The sequence below is a fragment of the Microbacterium sp. 13-71-7 genome (assembly GCF_002257455.1).
Classification (GTDB): domain Bacteria; phylum Actinomycetota; class Actinomycetes; order Actinomycetales; family Microbacteriaceae; genus Microbacterium.
The window spans coordinates 1-17,412 of sequence record NZ_NCKN01000069.1; the positions used below are offsets into that span (position 1 = coordinate 1).

The following is a 17,412-nucleotide window of genomic DNA, read 5'->3' on the forward strand; positions in this document are numbered from 1 at the left end:
GAAGCTCCACTCCAGGTCGAAGTCGTAGGTCGCGGAGCCGTCCTCGCCGATCCGCGCGAGGGCGGTCGAGGTCCGGCGGTCCCGGTCCGCCGTCCGCGCGATCGTGACGCCCGCGGCGGCGAGGTGGGCGGCGATCGCCGCACCGTCCGCGTCCTCGCCGAACTCGCTCGCGAAGGTCGTCGCGATCCCGAGCCGGGCGAGGCCGAACGCGACGTTCAACGGGCTGCCGCCGACGTGCCGCACGGGTTCGCCGGTGCGATCCACGATGTCGATCAGGGCTTCGCCGATCACCAGGATCCGGCCGGCGAAGGCGTTCACGACGCGTCCCCGCGGGGCACGGCCGAGACGGCCGAGGCGTCGCCGAGCTCGTCCAGCCAGGTCAGCGCCGACGCGCCGCCGACGATGAGCGGAGCGAGCGCCGCATTGAACACGGCGTTGGCCGTGGCGCCGAGGTGCGCCTCGAACGCCGCATCGTCGACGTACTCCTCGTACACGAAGAAGCGATCCCGCGCCTCCTGCAGTCGGTGGGCGTCGAAGCGCACGGTGCCGGGCTCGGCCGCCACCTCCCGGCGGTACCCGGCGACGAGCGATGCGACCGCATCGCCCGCCCCCGGCATCGCCCGGAACTCGGCGTACAGGTGCTTCGCCCTCACAGCGTCTGCGCACCGGTCATGATCGCGACCGCCTCGCTCATGGTGTGCGAGGACGGCGTGATGGTGCCGGCCCGCTTCCCGAGGCGCTGGATGTGGATCCGGTCGGCGACCTCGAACACGTGCGGCATGTTGTGACTGATCAGGATCACCGGCACGCCGGTGTCGCGCAGCCTCTTGATGAGTTCGAGGACCTGCTTCCCCTCGCGCACGCCCAGCGCGGCGGTCGGCTCGTCGAGCACGACGACCTTGGATCCGAAGGCCGCGGCCCGCGCCACGGCGACGGCCTGCCGCTGCCCGCCGGACAGGTTCTCGATCGGGACCGTGACGTCCTGCAGGGTCGAGATCCCGAGCCGGGTCAGCTCGTCGCGGGCGTTGCTGCGCATGCTCTTGGTGTCGAGCATGCGCAGGACAGATCCGAGGAACCCGGGACGTCGCATCTCGCGCCCGAGGTACATGTTGGCGGCCACGTCGAGCGCGGGGGAGACGGCGAGCGATTGGTAGACCGTCTCGATCCCCGCATCGCGCGCATCCTGCGGGCGGCGGAAGTGCACGGGCCTGCCGTCCAGGCTCAGCTCGCCCTCGTCGGGGATCTCCGCGCCCGTGAGGCACTTGATGAGCGTGGTCTTGCCGGCGCCGTTGTCGCCGATGATCGCGAGCACCTCGCCGGCGTAGAGGTCGAGGCTGACGCCGTCGAGTCCGACGACGTGACCGTAGGTCTTGACGAGCCGCTTCGCCGACAGGACGGGCGTGCGGGTCTCGGTTGCCGTGGCGTTCACTTGCGCACCTTCCGAATCCACTGATCGATGGAGACCGCGACGATCACGAGGATGCCGACGGCGAGGGTCTGGTAGAGCACGTCCAGCCCGGCGAGCGCCAGGCCGTTGCGGAACACGCCGACGATCAGGGCGCCGAGCAGGGTGCCCCACACGTTGCCGCGTCCGCCGAAGAGGCTGGTGCCGCCGATGACCACGGCCGTGATGGCGTTCAGGTTCGCGTCGACGGCCGCGTTGGGGCTGGAGCCGAAGTCGCGGCCGATCTGGATCCAGGCGGCCAGCGCCACGACGGCGCCCGCGACCACGTACACGCTCAGCAGCACCCGGTTCACGCGGATGCCGCTCAGGCGGGCGGCCTCCTTGTCGTCGCCGACCGCGTACACGTGCCGGCCCCAGGAGGTGCGCCCGAGCGCGAACGCCACGACGACGTAGAGCAGGATCATCATCAGCACGCCGTAGGTGACGTCGACGCCGAGGTGGAATGTGCTGCCGGTCCAGGTGATGAGGTCGGGCAGCTTGAGACCCTGCACGGTCGCGCCGTTGGAGATCAGCAGCGTGAGCGCGGTGAAGATGCTGAGCGTGCCCAGGGTGACGATGAACGGCGGCAGGTTCAGCCGGGTGACCAGGAGGCCGTTGACGACGCCGGTCGCGACGCCGGCGACGAGGCCGACGAGGAGCGCGAGGATCCCCGGCAGTCCGAGGCCGGCGGCCGCGTTGCCGATCACGATCGAGCTCAGGACCATGGCGGCGCCGACGGAGAGGTCGATGCCGGCGGTGAGGATCACGAGCGTCTGCGCGACGCCCAGGGTGCCGATCACCGCGACCTGCTGGGTGATGAGCGACAGATTGGTCGGGGCCAGGAACCGGGGGTTGATGACGCCGAAGATCACGACCGCGACGACCAGCACGATCGCGGGGCTGATGGCGGGGTAGCGGTAGAGGATCGCGCGGATCCGCTGCACCGGCGTCTGCCGGGCGAGGAATTCGTCGGCGAGATGCAGCGCCGACGTCGGCGGTCCTGCCTGCGCGGTGGTGGACGTGGGGTCTGACATGGTGTGCTCCCGGGATCGGAGGGAAGGGGTGCGGGGCGCCGGCGGCCGTGCCGGCGCCCCAGGAGTCACTTGCCCCAGCAGGTGCTGGTGGCGTCGGCGGAGGTGACGCTGTCGATGCCGGTCATCGCCTGGTCGGTGACGAGGGTCTGGCCGGTGCTGAAGAAGTCCAGCCCGTCGCTGGGCTTGGGCGCCTGGCCACCGCGCGCGATCTTGGCGATCGCCTCCATGCCGAGCGACGCCATCTTCGACGGGAACTGCTGCGAGGTCGCGCCGATGATGCCGTCCTTGACGTAGCCGACCCCGGCGCAGCCGCCGTCGATCGAGACGATCAGCACGTCCTTCTCCTTGCCGGCCGCCTTGAGCGCCTGGTACGCGCCGTAGGCCGCGGGTTCGTTGATCGTGTACACGACGTTGATGTCGGGGTTCTTCGAGAGGAGCGTCTCCATGGCCGAGCGGCCGCCGTCCTCGGCGCCCTGGGTCGGCTGGTGGCCGACGACGGTGTAGTCGCCGCCCTTCCCGCCGGTGTAGGTGCCGCTCGCGGCCTCGGATCCGTTCTTGCTCTTGTCCGGCACCGCGATGCCCATGCCCTTGAGGAAGCCCTGGTCGCGGTTCGTGTCGACCGAGACGATCTGGTCGCTGAACAGGTCGAGCATCGCGATCGTGGCCTTCTTGCCGTCGAGCTTGGCGGCCGTCCACTTCCCGATCAGCTCGCCCGCGGCGAAGTTGTCCGTCGCGAAGGTGATGTCGACGGTGCTGGCGGGATCCGGCACCGTGTCCAGGGCGATCACGTAGAGCCCGGCCTTGCGGGCCTTCGCGATCTCGTTGTTGACCGCGGTGCCGTTCGGGGTGATCAGGATCCCCTTGTCGCCGCGGGAGATCGCGTTCTCGATCGCCTGGATCTGGCTGTCGGTGTCGCCGTCCTTCTTGCCCGCGGCGAGGGTCAGGGAGACGTTCGCCTTGGCGGCGTCGGCCTTGGCCGCGTCCTCCATGGACACGAAGTAGGGGTTGGTCGTGGTCTTCACGATCAGGGTCACGCCGACCTTGTCGTTCGCGCCGGCGGGGGATCCCGACGTTCCGCCGGAGGAGCAGGCGGAGAGCGAGAGGGCGGCGACGGCCGCGAGGGACGCGGCGGCGATCAGGGTGCCGCGGCGGGTCAGGGAAAGGGGCATCTTTGCTGTCCTTAGGGATCGGAGGTTCACATCGTGGTGCGCCACCGTCGGATGACAACGGTGTCAGATGTATGTTTAGCCCATCGGATCCGATCTCGCAAGATCTGAGACAAAGCAGGATGGTCGCCGTATGACACCGTTATCAGCATCGAAGCCGCCCCGGGTCACGATCCGTGAGGTCGCGCAGCATGCCGGTGTCGGCATCAAGACGGTGTCGCGCGTGGTCAACAACGAGCCGAACGTGGCTCCCGCCACGGCGGCCCGCGTGCGCGCCTCGATCGAGGAGCTGCGCTGGGAGCCCGACGCGCACGCCTCGAACCTGCGGCGCACGACCACGCGGACGCGGTCGGTCGGCCTGCTCCTGGGCAGCGTGGCGAACCCGTTCTCCGCGACGATCCACCGTGCGATCGAGGACGTCGCGGTCCACCGCGACGTCGCCGTGTTCGCGTCGAGCCTCGACGACGACCCCGAACGCGAGATCGCGGCCGTCGAGGCGTTCGTGCGCCGCAAGGTCGACGGGCTGATCCTCACCTGCGTGGCCGAGAGCCAGGCCTATCTCGCCGAGCTCGTGCCGCCCGAGATGCCCGTGGTCTTCATCGACCGCGAGCCGACCGGCTACGCCGCCGACACCGTGCACTCCGACAACGTCGGGGGTGCCAGGCTCGCCGCACGGCATCTGCTCGGGTTCGGGCACCGCCGCCTCGCGCTGCTCATCGACCGCCGCGGCATCTGGACGGCCCGCGAGCGCGAGCGCGGGTTCCTCGCCGCGCTCGACGAGTTCGGAGTGCCGGCGGAAGACGCCACGATCGTCGCGGACCTCTCGGATCAGGACGCCGCCGAGCGCGCCGTGATGACCCTGCTCGGCGCCCCGGACGCCCCCACCGCGATCGTCAGCGGGCAGAACCTCATCACGGTCGGCGCCGTGCACGCGCTGCGCAAGCTCGGGCACCATCGGGACGTGGCTCTGATCGGCTTCGACGACGTCGAGCTCGCCGACCTCATGGATCCGGGCGTCAGCGTGGTGGCGCAGCGCCCGCAGGAGCTCGGCCGGCTCGCGGCGGACCGGCTGTTCGCGCTGCTCGACGCCGGGGAGCGCCCCGATCCCGCGCCCGTCGTGGTGCCGGTGGACCTGATCCCGCGCGGATCCGGCGAGATCCGGCCCGACGCCCGCGACGGCCGCTGAGACCTGCGGAGCGCGTCGGGCGACGCAGCACGGCGTCCGGCGGACGGGGCTCGGCTGAGGGTCTGGTTCGGTGGACCTGGCTCGGCCTCAGGCGACGGGGACGATCAGATCCGCGCGTTCCCTGCGCGCCCGGATCCGCTCCGCGTTCGGCTCGTCGACCGCGGCGACCCAGGCCTCCGCCTCCGCGCGCGTCTTGCCGAATGCGACGTGCCGGGCGATGAGGCGGGAGCGCCGCAGATCCTGCGGGACGTCGGCGTACCAGATCTCGGCGGCGGCCTCGCGGACGAGCCCCCACGGCGAGGCTTCGTCGAGCAGGTAGTTGCCCTCGGTGAGCACGAGCGCCGGACCCGGCGGGATCACCCGGTCGGCCGCGATCGGCTGCTCGAGCGTGCGCTCGAAGCCCGGCACGTAGACGGGGTTGCCGACCTCGGTCAGCACCCGGCGCAGCGCGGCGAGGTAGCCCCAGCCGTCGAACGTCTCGACGGCGCCCTTGCGGCTGCGCAGCCCGAGCGCGTCGAGGCTCGCGTCGCCCAGGTGGAAGCCGTCCATCGGCAGCCACGCGACCGGGACGCCCCGGCTCTCGAGGGCCGCCTTCAGCGCCAGGGTGAGCGTGGTCTTGCCGGATCCGGGCTCGCCCACGATGCCCAGCACCACGCGATCGCCGCGCGTGGCGAGCGCCGTGGCGCGGTCGACGAGGGCGGGTTCGAGCTCGAGCATCCTCGCACTCTAGCGGCGGGCGCGCCTTCCGCCGTGCGGGTCGCCGTGTTCCTGCCCTGGTCGCCCGTCTTCCGTTCAGATCGCATTTTCGGTTGCTACCGGAGGGTTTTGGCGACGGAAAGTGCGACCTGAACGCGATGGCGGGTGCGTGCCGCGTCAGCCGACGAGCAGCTCCAGCGTCTGGGTGCGGCCGGGGGTGCGGTCGGGATCCTCGGCGGAGAAGGATCCGGCGACGGGGGAGACCATGATCTCGTCGACGCCGTGCTTCTCCGCGAAGGCCGCGAGCTCGGCGCGGACGGTCGCACCGTCGCCGACGAACCAGTTCGCGAGGGCGGCCGCGTGGATCTGCTCTTCCTGCGCATCGGGGCTCGCGGCGAGAGCGGCCCTGGCCTGCTCGACGGTCTCGAGCGGGGTCAGCGGGCGGTTCAGCCGCAGGCGCGCCATCATGCGCAGCTGCGGGATCGCGCGGTCCGAGGCCTCCTCGGCGGTGGGGGCGGCGACGACGTTCGCGGTGAGGAAGGTGCGCGGTTCCGGGTGCGCCTCGGAGGGGCGGAAGCCCTCCCGGTAGAGCGAGAGGGCGCGATCGAGGCCCTGGCCGGAGAAGTGGTTCGCGAACACGTACGGCAGGCCGAGCGACGCCGCGAGCTGCGCCGAGTAGTCGCTGGATCCGAGCAGCCACACCTCGGGGGCGCCCGTCGCCGCGGGCGTGGAGCGCACGGCGTACTCGCCGCCGGAGGTGAACTGCACGGTGGCGCCGTCGGGCTGCAGCATGAGCGCGATGTCCTGCACGTGGTCGGGGAAGCGCTCGACGTCGCCCGCGGTCCCTGCGGCGCGCAGCAGCTGGGTGATCACCGGGTCGCTGCCCGGGGCGCGGCCGATGCCGAGGTCGATCCGGCCGGGCGCGATGGCCTCGAGCGCGGCGAACTGCTCCGCGACGATGAGCGGGGCGTGGTTCGGCAGCATGACCCCGCCGGATCCGACCCGGATGCGCTGCGTGCGCGCGGCGGCCGCGGCGATCAGCACGGGCGGGGCGGTCGAGGCGACGGCCGGCATGTTGTGGTGCTCGGCGAACCAGTACCGCCGGTAGCCGAGTTCGTCGGCGCGCGCGGCGAGCGCGAGCGACGACGACACCGCCTGGGCGCTGGTCTGCCCGGTGCGCACCGGGACGAGGTCGAGGACGGAGAGCGCGAGAGAAGACATCCCCTTCGACAACGCGAGCGTACGGGGGAGCATTCCGGATCCGCCTGATTTCGGTTCCGCCCCGGGGGGGCCTCGGCGGAGCCTCCCCGTGGGAGCGCCCCGTTTCGTCTCACTCCGGCTGCGCCGGTGTTCGCTCGACGACCAGTAGGGGAGTGCGCCTTGACCGCGTGGCCGCACCGGCGTAGTCCGGAGGCATGCATGGGTTCGCGGATCGCGCCGACGCCGGGCGCCGGCTCGCCGCGCTGCTGGAGGCGGATCCGCCGGCGGACGCGGTCGTGCTCGGTCTGCCCCGCGGCGGCGTTCCGGTGGCGGCCGAGGTGGCGAGGGCGCTCGGCGCGCCGCTCGACGTGCTCGTCGTGCGCAAGGTCGGGGTGCCGTGGCAGCCCGAGCTCGCGACGGGCGCCGTGGGCGAGGAGGGTGCCGTCGTGCGCAACCCCGACGTCGTGCGCGCCGCGGGCGTGGACGCGCAGACCCTGCGTGCGGCCGAGCGCCGTGAGCGGGTCGAGGTGGAGCGCAGGGCGGGGCTGTTCCGCGGCGGCCGCGCGCCGGAGCCGCTCGCCGGGCGCACCGCGGTCATCGTCGACGACGGGATCGCCACGGGCGCGACCGTCCGCGCGGCCTGCGCGATCGCGCGTGCCAGGGGCGCGGCGCGGGTCGTCGTCGCCGTGCCGGTCGCGCCGCCGGAGACGCTCGAGGAGCTGCGAGCCGGAGCGGATCCGGACGCCGACGAGGTCGTCTGCCTGGAAGCGCCCGAAGGCTTCATGGCGGTCGGCATGCACTACGTCGACTTCCGGCAGACCCCCGACGACGAGGTCGTGCGCCTGCTCGCCGCCGCCCGCTGAGCGCACCGGGATCGCCCTCGACAGCGTTCGGAAAGAGGCGCGACAGCGGCGCCCCGCTAGCCTGGCGACATGGATCCCGAGATCTTCTACGTGCTGGTCGGATCGGTGGTCGTCGCGGCGTTCGCGCGCTGGAGGGGCTGGCCCGCGCCGCTGCTCGTGACGGTCGTCGCGCTCGCCGTGTCCTTCATCCCGGCCGTGCCCAACCTGCGCATCGACGGGCACGTGCTGCTGAACCTGGTGCTGCCGCCGCTGCTGTACTCCGCATCGCTGGACGTCTCGTTCGTGAGCTTCCGCCGCAGCATGCCGCAGATCCGCCGGCTCGGCGTCGGCCTGGTCGTCGTGACCACCGTCGTCGTGGGGCTGATCGCGTGGCTCATCATGCCGTCGCTGACCCTGCCGGGTGCGCTGCTGCTCGGCGCGATCGTCGCGCCGCCGGATGCGGTCTCCGCCGCGGCGATCGGCCGCAGACTCGGCCTGCCGCGCCGCGTGATGACGGTGCTGTCGGGGGAGAGCCTGATCAACGACGCGACCTCCCTGACGCTCTACCGCGTGTTCGCGGCGATCGTGGCCGGCGCGACGATCAGTCTCGGCGGGGGCGTCTGGCAGTTCGTCGTGGCGGTCGTCGTCGGCGTCGCGATCGGCGTCGTCGCGGGCCTCGGCATGCACCAGCTGCGCATGCGTATCTCGGATCCGGTCGTCATCGGCACCTTCGGACTGCTCGCGCCGTTCGGCGTGTACGCGATCACGGAGCACCTGGGCGGATCCGGGGTCCTCGGCGTCGTGGCGATGGGCCTCCTGGTCGGCTACAACGCGCCGCGCACGAGCTACGCCACGCGCATGCAGGAGGCGCCGATCTGGCTCTCGGCCGACTTCCTGCTGGAGGCCTTCGTCTTCGCGTACATCGGACTGCAGCTGCCGCCGGTGATCGCCGAGCTGGGGGCGACGCAGGTCGCCGGCGTGCTGTGGCTGTCGGTAGCGGTGCTCGCGGCCGTGCTCCTCGTGCGACCGCTGTTCGTGTACCCGGCGTCGGCGTGGGGCGCGTTCTGGTCGAAGCTGCGGCTGCGGCAGTTCGAGCGTGCGCTGGAATCGGGCCAGCTCGAGCAGCGGATGCAGGCGGTCGAGGAGAAGCGGGCGCGGAGGGGCTGGTCGAGCCGCCGGCGACCCAGCGAGGAGCAGCTGCGCGAGCGCTTCCGCGAGTCGCAGCTGAGCTGGCGGGACAACGCGGTGATCTCCTGGGCGGGCATGCGCGGCGTGGTCACCCTGGCGACGGCGCTCGCCGCCGCGGATCTGGCCGGGCTCGACTCCGGCGCCGCGCACGCGATCGTCGTGGTCGCGTTCGTGGTGACCGTGGGCACCCTGCTGCTGCAGGGACTCACCCTGCCGCTGCTGATCAACGGGCTCGGGGTCGCCGACGTGAGCGACGAGGAGGGCGAGGATCGGCGACAGCTCGCCCAGGTCCGAGCCAGGACGCGCGAGGCGGGCAAGGTCTTCCTCGACGCCAAGCGCAAGGCCTGGGAGGCGGAGCACGGACCGGAGGCGCTCGCCGGATTCGACCGTTTCGCGCAGCGCTTCACGCGCGTGGAGCGCGACACCGAGAAGGGCCAGCGCGAGGAGGACCGGATGCCGCGTCCGAGCCGCGACGAGCTCGTCGGGCTGTCCAAGGGCTGGCTGCAGGTGCGCCGCGACGTTCTCATCGCCGAGCGCGACGCCGGAGAGCTGAACGAGGAGGTGATGCGCGAGCTCATCACCGCGATGGACGCCGAGGAGCTCGCCCTCGACACCCGTCTCGCGAGCCCCACCGCGGAGCGCTGACGTCGGATCCTCACCCTCAGGGGTGCATCCCACTTCGGGATTCACAGGGGTAAGATCATGGAATGAGCACCCAGATCGCAGTTCGCCTGCCGGATCCTGTCGTGGAATTCCTCGATCGCGAGGTCTCCGCCGGGCGGGCGAGCAGCCGCGCCGCGGTCGTGGCATCCGCACTCGAACGCGAGATGCGTCGGCTCCTCGCCGAGCGCGACGTCGAGATCCTGCAGCGCGAGGGGGCGGCGGACGACCTCGATGGACTCGTCGACTGGACGACCGGACGCGTGGAGCTCGACGACTGATGCGCGAGATCTGCCTCGCACGGCTCGACAAGACCCGTCCCATGCTGGTGCTGACGCGCGAGGTGGCGCGGGCGGCGATGACCAAGGTCACGGTCGCGCCCATCACCACGACCGTGAAGGGGCTCAGCAGCGAGGTGCTCCTCGGGGCGCAGAACGGGCTCGACCATGCCTGTGCGGCATCGATCGACAACGTCCTGACGATCCCCGTTGCGAGCCTCGGGCGCACGATCGGATTCCTGTCCGAAGAGCAGGAGCGCCGGCTGGCTCATGCGATCGTGCTCGCCTTCGATCTCGAACTGCCGCTGATGGAGTCGTGATCCGCGCGTAGCGGAGGACGCACGCGAAAGGCCCCCGGACCCGAAAGGGGATCCGAGGGCCTTCATGCACGTGGCGATCAGCGCACCGAAGCGGTCTCCTCAGCGTCAGCGGATCCTGCCGCCGCAGCGGCGTCCTCCGGCGAGCCGGCGTCCGCGGTCGAAGCCGAAGCGGTCTCCTCGTCGTCGATGTCCTCGGCGAACGGCAGCCCGTTGCGGGGCGCATTGTAGAGGTCGAGGTCGAGGATGCCCTCGCGCTTCGCGACGATCGTCGGGACCAGCGCCTGTCCTGCGACGTTCACCGCGGTGCGGCCCATGTCCAGGATCGGGTCGATCGCGAGCAGCAGGCCGACGCCCTCGAGCGGCAGGCCCAGGGTCGACAGGGTGAGCGTGAGCATCACGATCGCGCCGGTGGTGCCGGCGGTCGCGGCGGATCCGACCACCGAGACGATGACGATCAGGATGTACTGCATGATGCTCAGGTCGATGTGGAAGAACTGGGCGACGAAGATCGCGGCGAGGGCCGGGTAGATCGCGGCGCAGCCGTCCATCTTCGTGGTGGCGCCGAGCGGCACGGCGAAGGACGCGTAGCCGCGGGGCACGCCGAGGTTGCGCTCGGTCACGCGCTCGGTGAGGGGGAGCGTGCCGATCGAGCTGCGGCTCACGAAGCCCAGCTGCACGGCGGGCCACACGCCCGTGAAGTACTGCTTGACCGAGAGGCCGTGGGTCTTCACGAGGATCGGGTAGACCACGAACAGCACGAGCGCGAGGCCGAGGTAGATCGCGCCGGCGAACCAGGCGAGCGAGGTCAGCTTGTCCCAGCCGTAGTTGATGACGGCGGATCCGATGAGGCCGAAGGTGCCGATCGGGGCGATGCGGATGATCCACCACAGCACGCGCTGGATGACCTTGAGCAGCGACTCCGTGAAGACGAGGAACGGCTCGGCCTTGCGGCCCGCCTTGAGCGCGGCGATGCCGACGACCGCGGCGACCACGATGACCTGCAGGATGTTGAAGTTCACTCCGGAGACGAACGTGCCCTCCGTGGGGCCGGTGGTCGTGTTGACGGCGAGGCCGAGGAAGTTCTGCGGGATCAGGCCGAGGAGGAAGTTCCACCAGGTGCCCTGGGTCGGGACGGTGCCCTTCACCAGGTCGGTGCCCGCGTGCGCGCCGGGCTGGATCGTGATGCCGAGCACGATCCCGATCGAGACCGCGATGAACGCGGTGATCGCGAACCAGAGGATGGTCTGGCCGGCGAGGCGGGCGGCGTTCTGCACGCGGCGCAGGTTGGAGATGCTCGCGACGATCGCGGTGAAGATGAGGGGCACCACGGCCGCGCGCAGCAGCGTGACGTACGAGCCGCCGATCCTGTCGAGCGTGTCGGACAGCACCGTGTGCGTGTCGTGCGTCGCTCCCAGCTGGCGGCCGATGAGGCCGGCCGCGATGCCGAGCACGAGCGCGGCGAGGATCTGGAAGCCGAACGAGGTCAGCAGCTTGCGGACGGGACCGCGCGTGTCCGGCGCCTTCGGGCGTCGTGCGGTCGGAGTAGAGGTGCTCATGGAGACTCCAAGTGGGAGCGCGGGATGCGCGGGAGACGGGGCGGCGCGTGGACGGCGCCGGATGTCTGCAACGCTATGGGTCTCCTGATATTCCGGACTCGGGTGTGACGAACGATGACACGCCCCGGATTCCCCCGGGGTCGTTGAGCGAGCGCAGCGAGACGAAACGCGGCCCACTCGCGGCCCGCCCGGATCCCCCCCCGGGGTCGTTGAGCGAGCGGAGCGAGACGAAACGCGGCGCGCTCGCGGCCCGCCCGGATCCGCTCCCCGACCTCGTCGCAGGCCCCGGATCCGGACGGTCGCCCCGCCCGTCACCCCGCGCTGACGGTGCTCTCCGCGGCGAGCCACGCGTACCCGTCGGGGTCGGTGAAGGTCCCGTCCGCGACGACCGCGAGGCGGTGCGCCCCGCTGCCGTTCGGATCGATGCCGACCTGCTTGGCGAGGGAGGCGCGCTTGTAGAGGGCGAGCTTCACGTCGCCGGAGTCGAACTCGACGTATGAGGGGAAGCTCTTCGCGACGGTCAGGCCCTGCTCCTGGTAGAAGCGCTTGCTGGCCTTGACGCTCTCGACGCCGAGCAGCAGGACCAGCCGCTCGATCTCTCCGGTGGCGGGCGCGGTGGCCGTCTTGTTCGCGCTCGCGATCTGCCACGCCGTGCCGTCGGGGGCGAGGAACGAGCCGCCGTAGCCCCAGAGGCTCTTCGCGACCGGTTTGATGACCTTCGCGCCGGCGGCCAGCGCCCGCTCGACGGCCGCGTCGACATCGCCCGGCTGGACGAAGATCAGCGAGGGTGCGAAGCCGCGGAAGCCGGTGCTCGGCGCGGAGGTCGCGCGCACGGCGACGCGGTCCGCAAGGCCCAGGGCGTCCCGGTAGAAGGTCTCGGCCGCCGGTACGGCGTCGGAGGTGGTCTCGATGGTGATGCGGTGAATGTTCATGCTTCGAGTCTGGAATCCGGCCTGCAAGGGCGCTTCTCGATTCCTGCTCGATGCGCCAATGGAGCGTCCGCGAACTACGGCCGGGTGCCCGTGTATGCGAAGCCGCGCTCGATTCGATCTCGACCGGATGCGGCGGCGGAATCGGCTACGGTGGTCCGCACAGGACGGATCCGTCCGTCACAGACATGGAGATCGCGATGGGAAGTTTCAGCAACCGGCCGGGACCCGTCGCCGACGTCACCCTGGTTGATCACCACGTTCCGCTCGCCACTGGACGGCGCGTCCCGCAAGCCGAGGGTCGAGGCGCGACACCGTGAGCGACCCCGTTTCGAGCCTTCTCGCTCATGGTGCCGATCAAGTGGCCGCACGGGTCTTCGCGGACGTGTTCAGCGCCCGCGCACCGTCGCCTCAGCCGTTCAGCGAGGTCCTCGCACGACTGACCGCGCTCGCTGGAGCGAACGACAGACGTCAGTTCTTCTCGACGAGCGCGATGGACGACCCGGAATACGCCGGTGGGCTGGAGATCGTGCTGCTCTGGGAACGCGCACTTCTCGCGGCACGCACGGTGGTGGGAGAACACGGGCTGTTCGTCGTCGCGCTCCGCGAGGGCGAGGCGGCACGAGCCAGCGGCGATCCGTACACGGCCGCGCTTTCACGGCTGCTGGAGTCGCGGAGAAGCTGAGCTGTGATGCTGGCGGGCGTTTCGTCTCGCTACGCTCGCTCAACGACCGGCGGGGGCGCTCGCCGAGCGACCCGATCGGGGCCCTTTACGGGAACAACTGCTCCAGCACCGGCCAGTCGCCGTCGTCGAGCGCCCTGGTAGCGGCGGCCTGGGCAGCCGGCGAGACGTGCCCGGAGAGAGACCTGGCCCAGAGCGCCCGAGCGGTGTCCAGATCGTGCGTGCGCACGGCGGCGCCCATCTCGTAGATCGTGCTGTTGTAGTCGACGGTGTTCGTTCCCGGGACCGCGTCGAACGGCAGGTAAGGATGGATCCAGGGGATGGTCGGGTCGGGGCGGAGGATCAGCTGCGCACCGGGCTGGATCGCGTCGCTGAGCACGTGATCGAAAAGCGCGACGGACTGGTACTGAATGCACAGACGCTGTTCGATCGAGCTCAGGTTGTCGTTCGGAGCGACGACATAGGAGTAGATGCCCTGGGCGTCGGTGATCACCTCGCCGCGCGCGCCGGGCCTCGCCCCTCTGTCCGTCAGCGCATCTGCCTTCACCAGAGCCGGGATGAGGGGAGCGTCGCCGTGGGTGCTGAAGTTGATCCACGCTTCGGCCGGGCAATCGCCGGATCCATTGTCCTTGCTCGGCGTGGGCGTCGGTGTGGGAGCCGGCATGGTCGTCCGACGGGTTGCGGTCGCCGCACTCGGCGCGGGGTGCTCCAACCCGGCGAGCGCGGCGAAGGCCGGATAGGCCAGCACGACCAGCCCCGCGATGACGGCGGCGGCCGCGATACCGGTGGCGACCTTGGCTGCGCGGCTCACGAGGATCACCGTAGTGCGGTCGGGCGTGTCGACACCATAGGATGCTGCGTGCGCCGGAACCCGACGGTCGCAGCCCGCCGTCGCAGTGAAGGACTCCGATGACCGACGCCCCCGCACCCCCTTCCCACAGCACGCTCTCTCGGCGCACGGTGCTCCGTGCCGCAGCGTGGAGCACCCCCGTCGTGGTCGCTGCTGTCGCAGTCCCGTTCAGCGCGGCGAGTGTCGCCGCGATCGATGCTTCCGGCGTCGCGCTCACGTTCACCGGACCGCAGTGGAGTTCGGAGTTCCGCCTGAGCGGCATGCTCCAACTGCCGCAGGCGGCTGCGACGGCGACGACCGTGTCGGCGACCGTCACCTGGCAGGGCACCGGATCCAACGCCGCCGCCCAGGGGCTCTACCTCTACAAGGGCAACATCCCGGGCGGAGACGCCGGCATCGTGGGTTGGACGACCGTGACAGGCGCGGCCGACGATCAGCTCCACCAGACGTTCGTGTTCGAGACGATCGTTCCCGCCGGCTCGGCGCAGACGCCGGTCGTCTCCAGCTACGACGGATCCACCGCGAACGGCTTCATGTACGGCGCGGAGACCCCGAACAACGGCACCGCCTTCTGGGACGGCGTGATCACGATCCGCTTCTCGGCCCCGGGGTTCGCGGACGCGGTGCTGACCGTGCCGTACGTCCAATAAGACCGGCGTTCACCACCCGCAGCGCGCTCAGTTCACGCAGGGCACGTTGCCGGACTGCAGCGGGGACGACGAGTCGGTGTAGACGGGGTGCGGCGCCGGGGTCGAGCCGGATCCCGAGGAACCCGAGGTTCCGGAGGATCCGGAGGACGACGCGGGGGACGACGGCGCGGCGGTCGGCGTCGGCGGGTTCAGCAGGTCGTGCACCTGCGCGCGGATCGCGTCGACGTCGACCATGTTCACGCTCTGCCCGTCGACCGTGTCGAAATGGTCGATCGGCAGCGTCACGAACGAGATGTTCCCGCCGGCCAGGCTCTGCGCCTGCTGGGCGAAGGACAGCAGATCCAGCTTGTCGTCCATCGCCACGTCCTTCTTGGCGACGTCGATGAGCTTCTGCAGCTTGCCGAAATCGGTGAACGTCGAGGCCTGCTTGAGCTTCACGGCCAGCGACACCATGAACGCCTGCTGGCGCCGGGTGCGGTCGAGGTCCGTCATGTCGAAGTCGCTCGAGGTCGTGTCGCGGCGCTGGCGCACGAACGCCATCGACTGCGCCGCGTTCAGCTCCTGCACGCCGGCGGGGAAGTCGGCGCCCGAGTAGGTGTCGGCCGTGGCGTGGTTCAGGCACACCGTGATCGGCTGCACGGCCTGCGCCACCTCGTAGAACGCGGCCATGGTCACCTCGACGAAGTGGTCGATCCGCACCCCGCCGAGGAACGCCGACACCGTCTTGATCGTGCTCTGCCGCGCCGCCGTGCGCGACTGCTGATACGCATCCGCCTCGGCGACGCCCTTGTCCGTGAGCTTCTTCATCGAGGCGTCCATGGCGTCGCCGTAGGCCTCCTTGATCTTGCCCTTGTCGACGCCGTCGGGGGAGTCGGGGAAGTCCACGTAGTCGTCGCGCGGGATCGAGATCCCCACGGCCTTGCCGCCGTTCGCGGGGATGTGGATCAGCATGAGCACGTTGGTGTTGTACCCGCCGACCGACGCGTCCTCCGCGTGGATCTGGTCGTAGATCGCCTGCGAGAACGGCTTTCCGTTCTCGTCCACCCGGCTGTCCAGGCCCATGATCAGGATGTTCGACTCGCCCGTGTTCTGCTCCGGGCCGGTCAGCCCGGCGATCGAGGAACGGTGGATCCCGTTGTTCGCGTCGGTGTAGGTGATCGCGATGAACGCGGCGGCCGCGATCAGTGCGAGCACGACCACGGCGATGATGCCCACGGTCCACCGGCGTCGACGGTACATGCGGCGCCGAGCGGCGTGCTGGGGGCTCATCGTCATCGTGCGGATCCGTTCCTGGGGGATTGACGGCGGACGGGTCGGTGGGCTCGTGCGGCGGTGCGCTGTTCGTACGCGTCGAGGGCCTCGTCGATCCTCCGATGGGGACCTGTGTGGACTCCGGGAATGGTGTGAGAAAGGGCATGCGCGGGTGCGTTCTGGGGTGCTCGATCGTCCTCCACAGTTTGGTCTTCGGTCGGGTTATCCCCTGTTTGAAAATCTGGGTTGATCTGGGGTTCGAATGTCGGTGGTGGCGGGGAGGATTGGGGGTATGAAGACGTTGGATGCGATCGCGGCGCTGATCCCGACCCTGGCCGGGCGGATCAGTGCGGGTGCGGGCGCGTCGGACGTGCAGGCGGTCGTGGAGGGGCTGGGGGATGACGCGGCGGTGGCCGCTCTCGAGGAGATCTCCGAGAACGTTCGGCTGCTGGATCAGTTGCGGTTGATCGTCACGGGTGTGATCGCGGGACGTTCGACGCGCGAGGCCGGCCATGGCGGGCTCGCGCAGTCTCGCGGGTTTCCCTCGGCGGTGTCGTTGGTGCAGCAGGTCACCGGTGTCACGAAGACGGAAGCCGCCCGGCAGGTGCGGGTGGGTGAGGCGCTGCTCGAGGACGCGCCGGTGGAGGGCGTCGATGAGGACCCGCCCGGCGGTGCTGCGCAGGAAGAGGCCGTCGTTCGGGACTGGCGGCAGGTGCTGCGGGAGGGGTTGCGGGCGGGGGTGGTGACGTCAGCGCAGTTCGATGCGATCCGCCGCGGGCTCGGGGATCCGCCCGAGGGTGCGGAGGATGCGTGGGCGCAGGCCGCCGCGCAGCTCATCGAGGAAGCCTCGCGGCGGACGGTGGAAGAACTGGCCGCGGCCGCGCGGACGGTGCGGGATCTGCTCGACCCAGACGGAGCCGAAGCCCGATTCGCGGCCCGGTATGAGAAGCGGGCCTTCCGGACCTGGTTCGACCAGGACGGGGTGCGGCGCGCATCGATCGCGTTCGATGACGAAGGCGGCGCCTACCTCGACACCATCTTCACGGCAGCCTTGCGACCCCGCCGGGGCGGGCCCCGGTTCGTGGACCCGGAAGAGAAGACGACCGCGGCGGACCTCGTCGCCGATCCCCGGACCAACGACCAACTCTCCTACGACCTGCTCCTGGACCTGGTCCGCGCTGGGGCGCTCGCGGACCCGACCGCCGCATTCGGCACCCGCCAGGCCGGACTGCGGCTCGTGCGGCAGATCACAGCGCACGGCACGCTCGCCGGGGTCGCGGTCACCGAAGACGGCCTCACCACCGTCCCCGCGACGGTCGCGGAACGACGGATCTGCGACACCGGAACCCTCCCCGTCACTGTGGATGCGTGCGGGAACCCTCTCGACGTGGGACGGGAATCACGCCTGTTCACCCCGAAACAACGCATCGGGCTCGCGGTCCGTGACGGCGGATGCCGATGGATCGGGTGCGACCGGCCC

General features: G+C 70.7%; 19 protein-coding genes. 8 read left to right on the forward strand and 11 right to left on the reverse strand.

Going from position 1 to position 17,412, the window contains the following annotated elements; all coding sequences use genetic code 11:
* From B7X32_RS08720 to B7X32_RS08740, 5 genes are all read right to left on the reverse strand, one after another.
* A partial coding sequence (locus tag B7X32_RS08720; RefSeq protein ID WP_292718585.1) for a PfkB family carbohydrate kinase occupies nt 1-318 on the reverse strand: 318 nt, incomplete at its 3' end.
* A complete protein-coding gene (locus B7X32_RS08725) occupies nt 315-653 on the reverse strand; it encodes an antibiotic biosynthesis monooxygenase (RefSeq protein WP_292718587.1) in 339 nt (112 codons plus the stop codon). The genes B7X32_RS08725 and B7X32_RS08720, both read right to left, overlap by 4 nt.
* Entirely contained in the window at nt 650-1,429 is a 780-nt protein-coding gene (locus tag B7X32_RS08730) for an ATP-binding cassette domain-containing protein (RefSeq protein WP_292718589.1), read from the reverse strand. Before B7X32_RS08730 ends, B7X32_RS08725 begins: the two co-directional genes overlap by 4 nt.
* Nucleotides 1,426-2,478 carry an ABC transporter permease gene (locus B7X32_RS08735; RefSeq protein ID WP_292718591.1) on the reverse strand — a complete coding sequence of 351 codons (1,053 nt, stop codon included), beginning with the start codon at nt 2,476-2,478 and terminating at the stop codon, nt 1,426-1,428. The genes B7X32_RS08730 and B7X32_RS08735 overlap by 4 nt, the downstream gene beginning before the upstream one ends.
* Before the next feature lie 65 nt (nt 2,479-2,543).
* Nucleotides 2,544-3,647, reverse strand: a complete 1,104-nt coding sequence (locus tag B7X32_RS08740) for a substrate-binding domain-containing protein (protein ID WP_292718593.1) — start codon at nt 3,645-3,647, stop codon at nt 2,544-2,546.
* A gap of 130 nt (nt 3,648-3,777) precedes the next feature.
* On the opposite strand from B7X32_RS08740, the gene B7X32_RS08745 reads away from it, so the two are divergent.
* Nucleotides 3,778-4,830 (forward strand): LacI family DNA-binding transcriptional regulator, encoded by a 1,053-nt coding sequence (locus tag B7X32_RS08745; protein ID WP_292718595.1) that lies wholly within the window; start codon nt 3,778-3,780, stop codon nt 4,828-4,830.
* A gap of 87 nt (nt 4,831-4,917) precedes the next feature.
* On the opposite strand, the gene B7X32_RS08750 is transcribed toward B7X32_RS08745, so the two are convergent.
* Nucleotides 4,918-5,547, reverse strand: a complete 630-nt coding sequence (locus B7X32_RS08750; protein WP_292718597.1) for a nucleoside/nucleotide kinase family protein — start codon at nt 5,545-5,547, stop codon at nt 4,918-4,920.
* A gap of 156 nt (nt 5,548-5,703) precedes the next feature.
* Nucleotides 5,704-6,747: an LLM class flavin-dependent oxidoreductase gene (locus tag B7X32_RS08755; RefSeq protein WP_292718599.1), complete on the reverse strand. Its 1,044-nt coding sequence runs from the start codon at nt 6,745-6,747 to the stop codon at nt 5,704-5,706.
* A gap of 194 nt (nt 6,748-6,941) precedes the next feature.
* On the opposite strand from B7X32_RS08755, the gene B7X32_RS08760 reads away from it, so the two are divergent.
* The 4 genes from B7X32_RS08760 to B7X32_RS08775 all read left to right on the forward strand — a co-directional run bounded on the left by B7X32_RS08760 (nt 6,942) and on the right by B7X32_RS08775 (nt 10,014).
* Complete coding sequence (locus B7X32_RS08760; protein WP_292718601.1) at nt 6,942-7,589, forward strand: phosphoribosyltransferase family protein; 648 nt, start codon at nt 6,942-6,944, stop codon at nt 7,587-7,589.
* Between the two features lie 69 nt (nt 7,590-7,658).
* Nucleotides 7,659-9,401: a cation:proton antiporter gene (locus B7X32_RS08765; protein ID WP_292718603.1), complete on the forward strand. Its 1,743-nt coding sequence runs from the start codon at nt 7,659-7,661 to the stop codon at nt 9,399-9,401.
* 62 nt (nt 9,402-9,463) lie between these two features.
* The gene (locus tag B7X32_RS08770; RefSeq protein ID WP_292718605.1) at nt 9,464-9,697 is read left to right on the forward strand and encodes a hypothetical protein; all 234 of its coding nucleotides are present in this window, start codon (nt 9,464-9,466) and stop codon (nt 9,695-9,697) included.
* Nucleotides 9,697-10,014, forward strand: coding sequence for a type II toxin-antitoxin system PemK/MazF family toxin (locus B7X32_RS08775; RefSeq protein ID WP_292718607.1), 318 nt, complete (start codon nt 9,697-9,699; stop codon nt 10,012-10,014). The genes B7X32_RS08770 and B7X32_RS08775 overlap by 1 nt, the downstream gene beginning before the upstream one ends.
* Before the next feature lie 77 nt (nt 10,015-10,091).
* On the opposite strand, the gene B7X32_RS08780 is transcribed toward B7X32_RS08775, so the two are convergent.
* Both B7X32_RS08780 and B7X32_RS08785 read right to left on the reverse strand, forming a co-directional pair.
* Entirely contained in the window at nt 10,092-11,570 is a 1,479-nt protein-coding gene (locus B7X32_RS08780; RefSeq protein ID WP_292718608.1) for a dicarboxylate/amino acid:cation symporter, read from the reverse strand.
* A 311-nt stretch (nt 11,571-11,881) separates the two neighbouring features.
* Entirely contained in the window at nt 11,882-12,502 is a 621-nt protein-coding gene (locus tag B7X32_RS08785) for a VOC family protein (RefSeq protein WP_292718609.1), read from the reverse strand.
* Nucleotides 12,503-12,815: 313 nt separating this feature from the next.
* Between B7X32_RS08785 and B7X32_RS08790 the strand changes: the two genes are divergently transcribed.
* Nucleotides 12,816-13,184 carry a hypothetical protein gene (locus tag B7X32_RS08790; RefSeq protein ID WP_292718610.1) on the forward strand — a complete coding sequence of 123 codons (369 nt, stop codon included), beginning with the start codon at nt 12,816-12,818 and terminating at the stop codon, nt 13,182-13,184.
* A gap of 85 nt (nt 13,185-13,269) precedes the next feature.
* Here the strand turns inward: B7X32_RS08790 and B7X32_RS08795 are convergent, their stop codons facing one another.
* The gene (locus B7X32_RS08795; protein WP_292718611.1) at nt 13,270-13,992 is read right to left on the reverse strand and encodes a hypothetical protein; all 723 of its coding nucleotides are present in this window, start codon (nt 13,990-13,992) and stop codon (nt 13,270-13,272) included.
* Nucleotides 13,993-14,090: 98 nt separating this feature from the next.
* Between B7X32_RS08795 and B7X32_RS08800 the strand changes: the two genes are divergently transcribed.
* Nucleotides 14,091-14,681: a hypothetical protein gene (locus B7X32_RS08800; protein ID WP_292718612.1), complete on the forward strand. Its 591-nt coding sequence runs from the start codon at nt 14,091-14,093 to the stop codon at nt 14,679-14,681.
* 27 nt (nt 14,682-14,708) lie between these two features.
* Here the strand turns inward: B7X32_RS08800 and B7X32_RS08805 are convergent, their stop codons facing one another.
* Nucleotides 14,709-15,956 carry an LCP family protein gene (locus B7X32_RS08805; protein WP_292718614.1) on the reverse strand — a complete coding sequence of 416 codons (1,248 nt, stop codon included), beginning with the start codon at nt 15,954-15,956 and terminating at the stop codon, nt 14,709-14,711.
* A 277-nt stretch (nt 15,957-16,233) separates the two neighbouring features.
* Between B7X32_RS08805 and B7X32_RS08810 the strand changes: the two genes are divergently transcribed.
* On the forward strand, nt 16,234-17,412 hold a 1,179-nt coding region (locus tag B7X32_RS08810), incomplete at its 3' end, for a DUF222 domain-containing protein (RefSeq protein ID WP_292718616.1).

Coding starts and splice junctions, on each gene's coding strand:
- B7X32_RS08765 (WP_292718603.1), top strand. CDS start 7,659: ATGGATCCCGAGATCTTCTACGTGCTGGTCGGATCGGTGGTCGTCGCG.
- B7X32_RS08805 (WP_292718614.1), bottom strand. CDS start 15,956: ATGACGATGAGCCCCCAGCACGCCGCTCGGCGCCGCATGTACCGTCGA.
- B7X32_RS08740 (WP_292718593.1), bottom strand. CDS start 3,647: ATGCCCCTTTCCCTGACCCGCCGCGGCACCCTGATCGCCGCCGCGTCC.
- B7X32_RS08760 (WP_292718601.1), top strand. CDS start 6,942: ATGCATGGGTTCGCGGATCGCGCCGACGCCGGGCGCCGGCTCGCCGCG.
- B7X32_RS08770 (WP_292718605.1), top strand. CDS start 9,464: ATGAGCACCCAGATCGCAGTTCGCCTGCCGGATCCTGTCGTGGAATTC.
- B7X32_RS08775 (WP_292718607.1), top strand. CDS start 9,697: ATGCGCGAGATCTGCCTCGCACGGCTCGACAAGACCCGTCCCATGCTG.
- B7X32_RS08755 (WP_292718599.1), bottom strand. CDS start 6,747: ATGTCTTCTCTCGCGCTCTCCGTCCTCGACCTCGTCCCGGTGCGCACC.
- B7X32_RS08750 (WP_292718597.1), bottom strand. CDS start 5,547: ATGCTCGAGCTCGAACCCGCCCTCGTCGACCGCGCCACGGCGCTCGCC.
- B7X32_RS08800 (WP_292718612.1), top strand. CDS start 14,091: ATGACCGACGCCCCCGCACCCCCTTCCCACAGCACGCTCTCTCGGCGC.
- B7X32_RS08780 (WP_292718608.1), bottom strand. CDS start 11,570: ATGAGCACCTCTACTCCGACCGCACGACGCCCGAAGGCGCCGGACACG.
- B7X32_RS08735 (WP_292718591.1), bottom strand. CDS start 2,478: ATGTCAGACCCCACGTCCACCACCGCGCAGGCAGGACCGCCGACGTCG.
- B7X32_RS08785 (WP_292718609.1), bottom strand. CDS start 12,502: ATGAACATTCACCGCATCACCATCGAGACCACCTCCGACGCCGTACCG.
- B7X32_RS08745 (WP_292718595.1), top strand. CDS start 3,778: ATGACACCGTTATCAGCATCGAAGCCGCCCCGGGTCACGATCCGTGAG.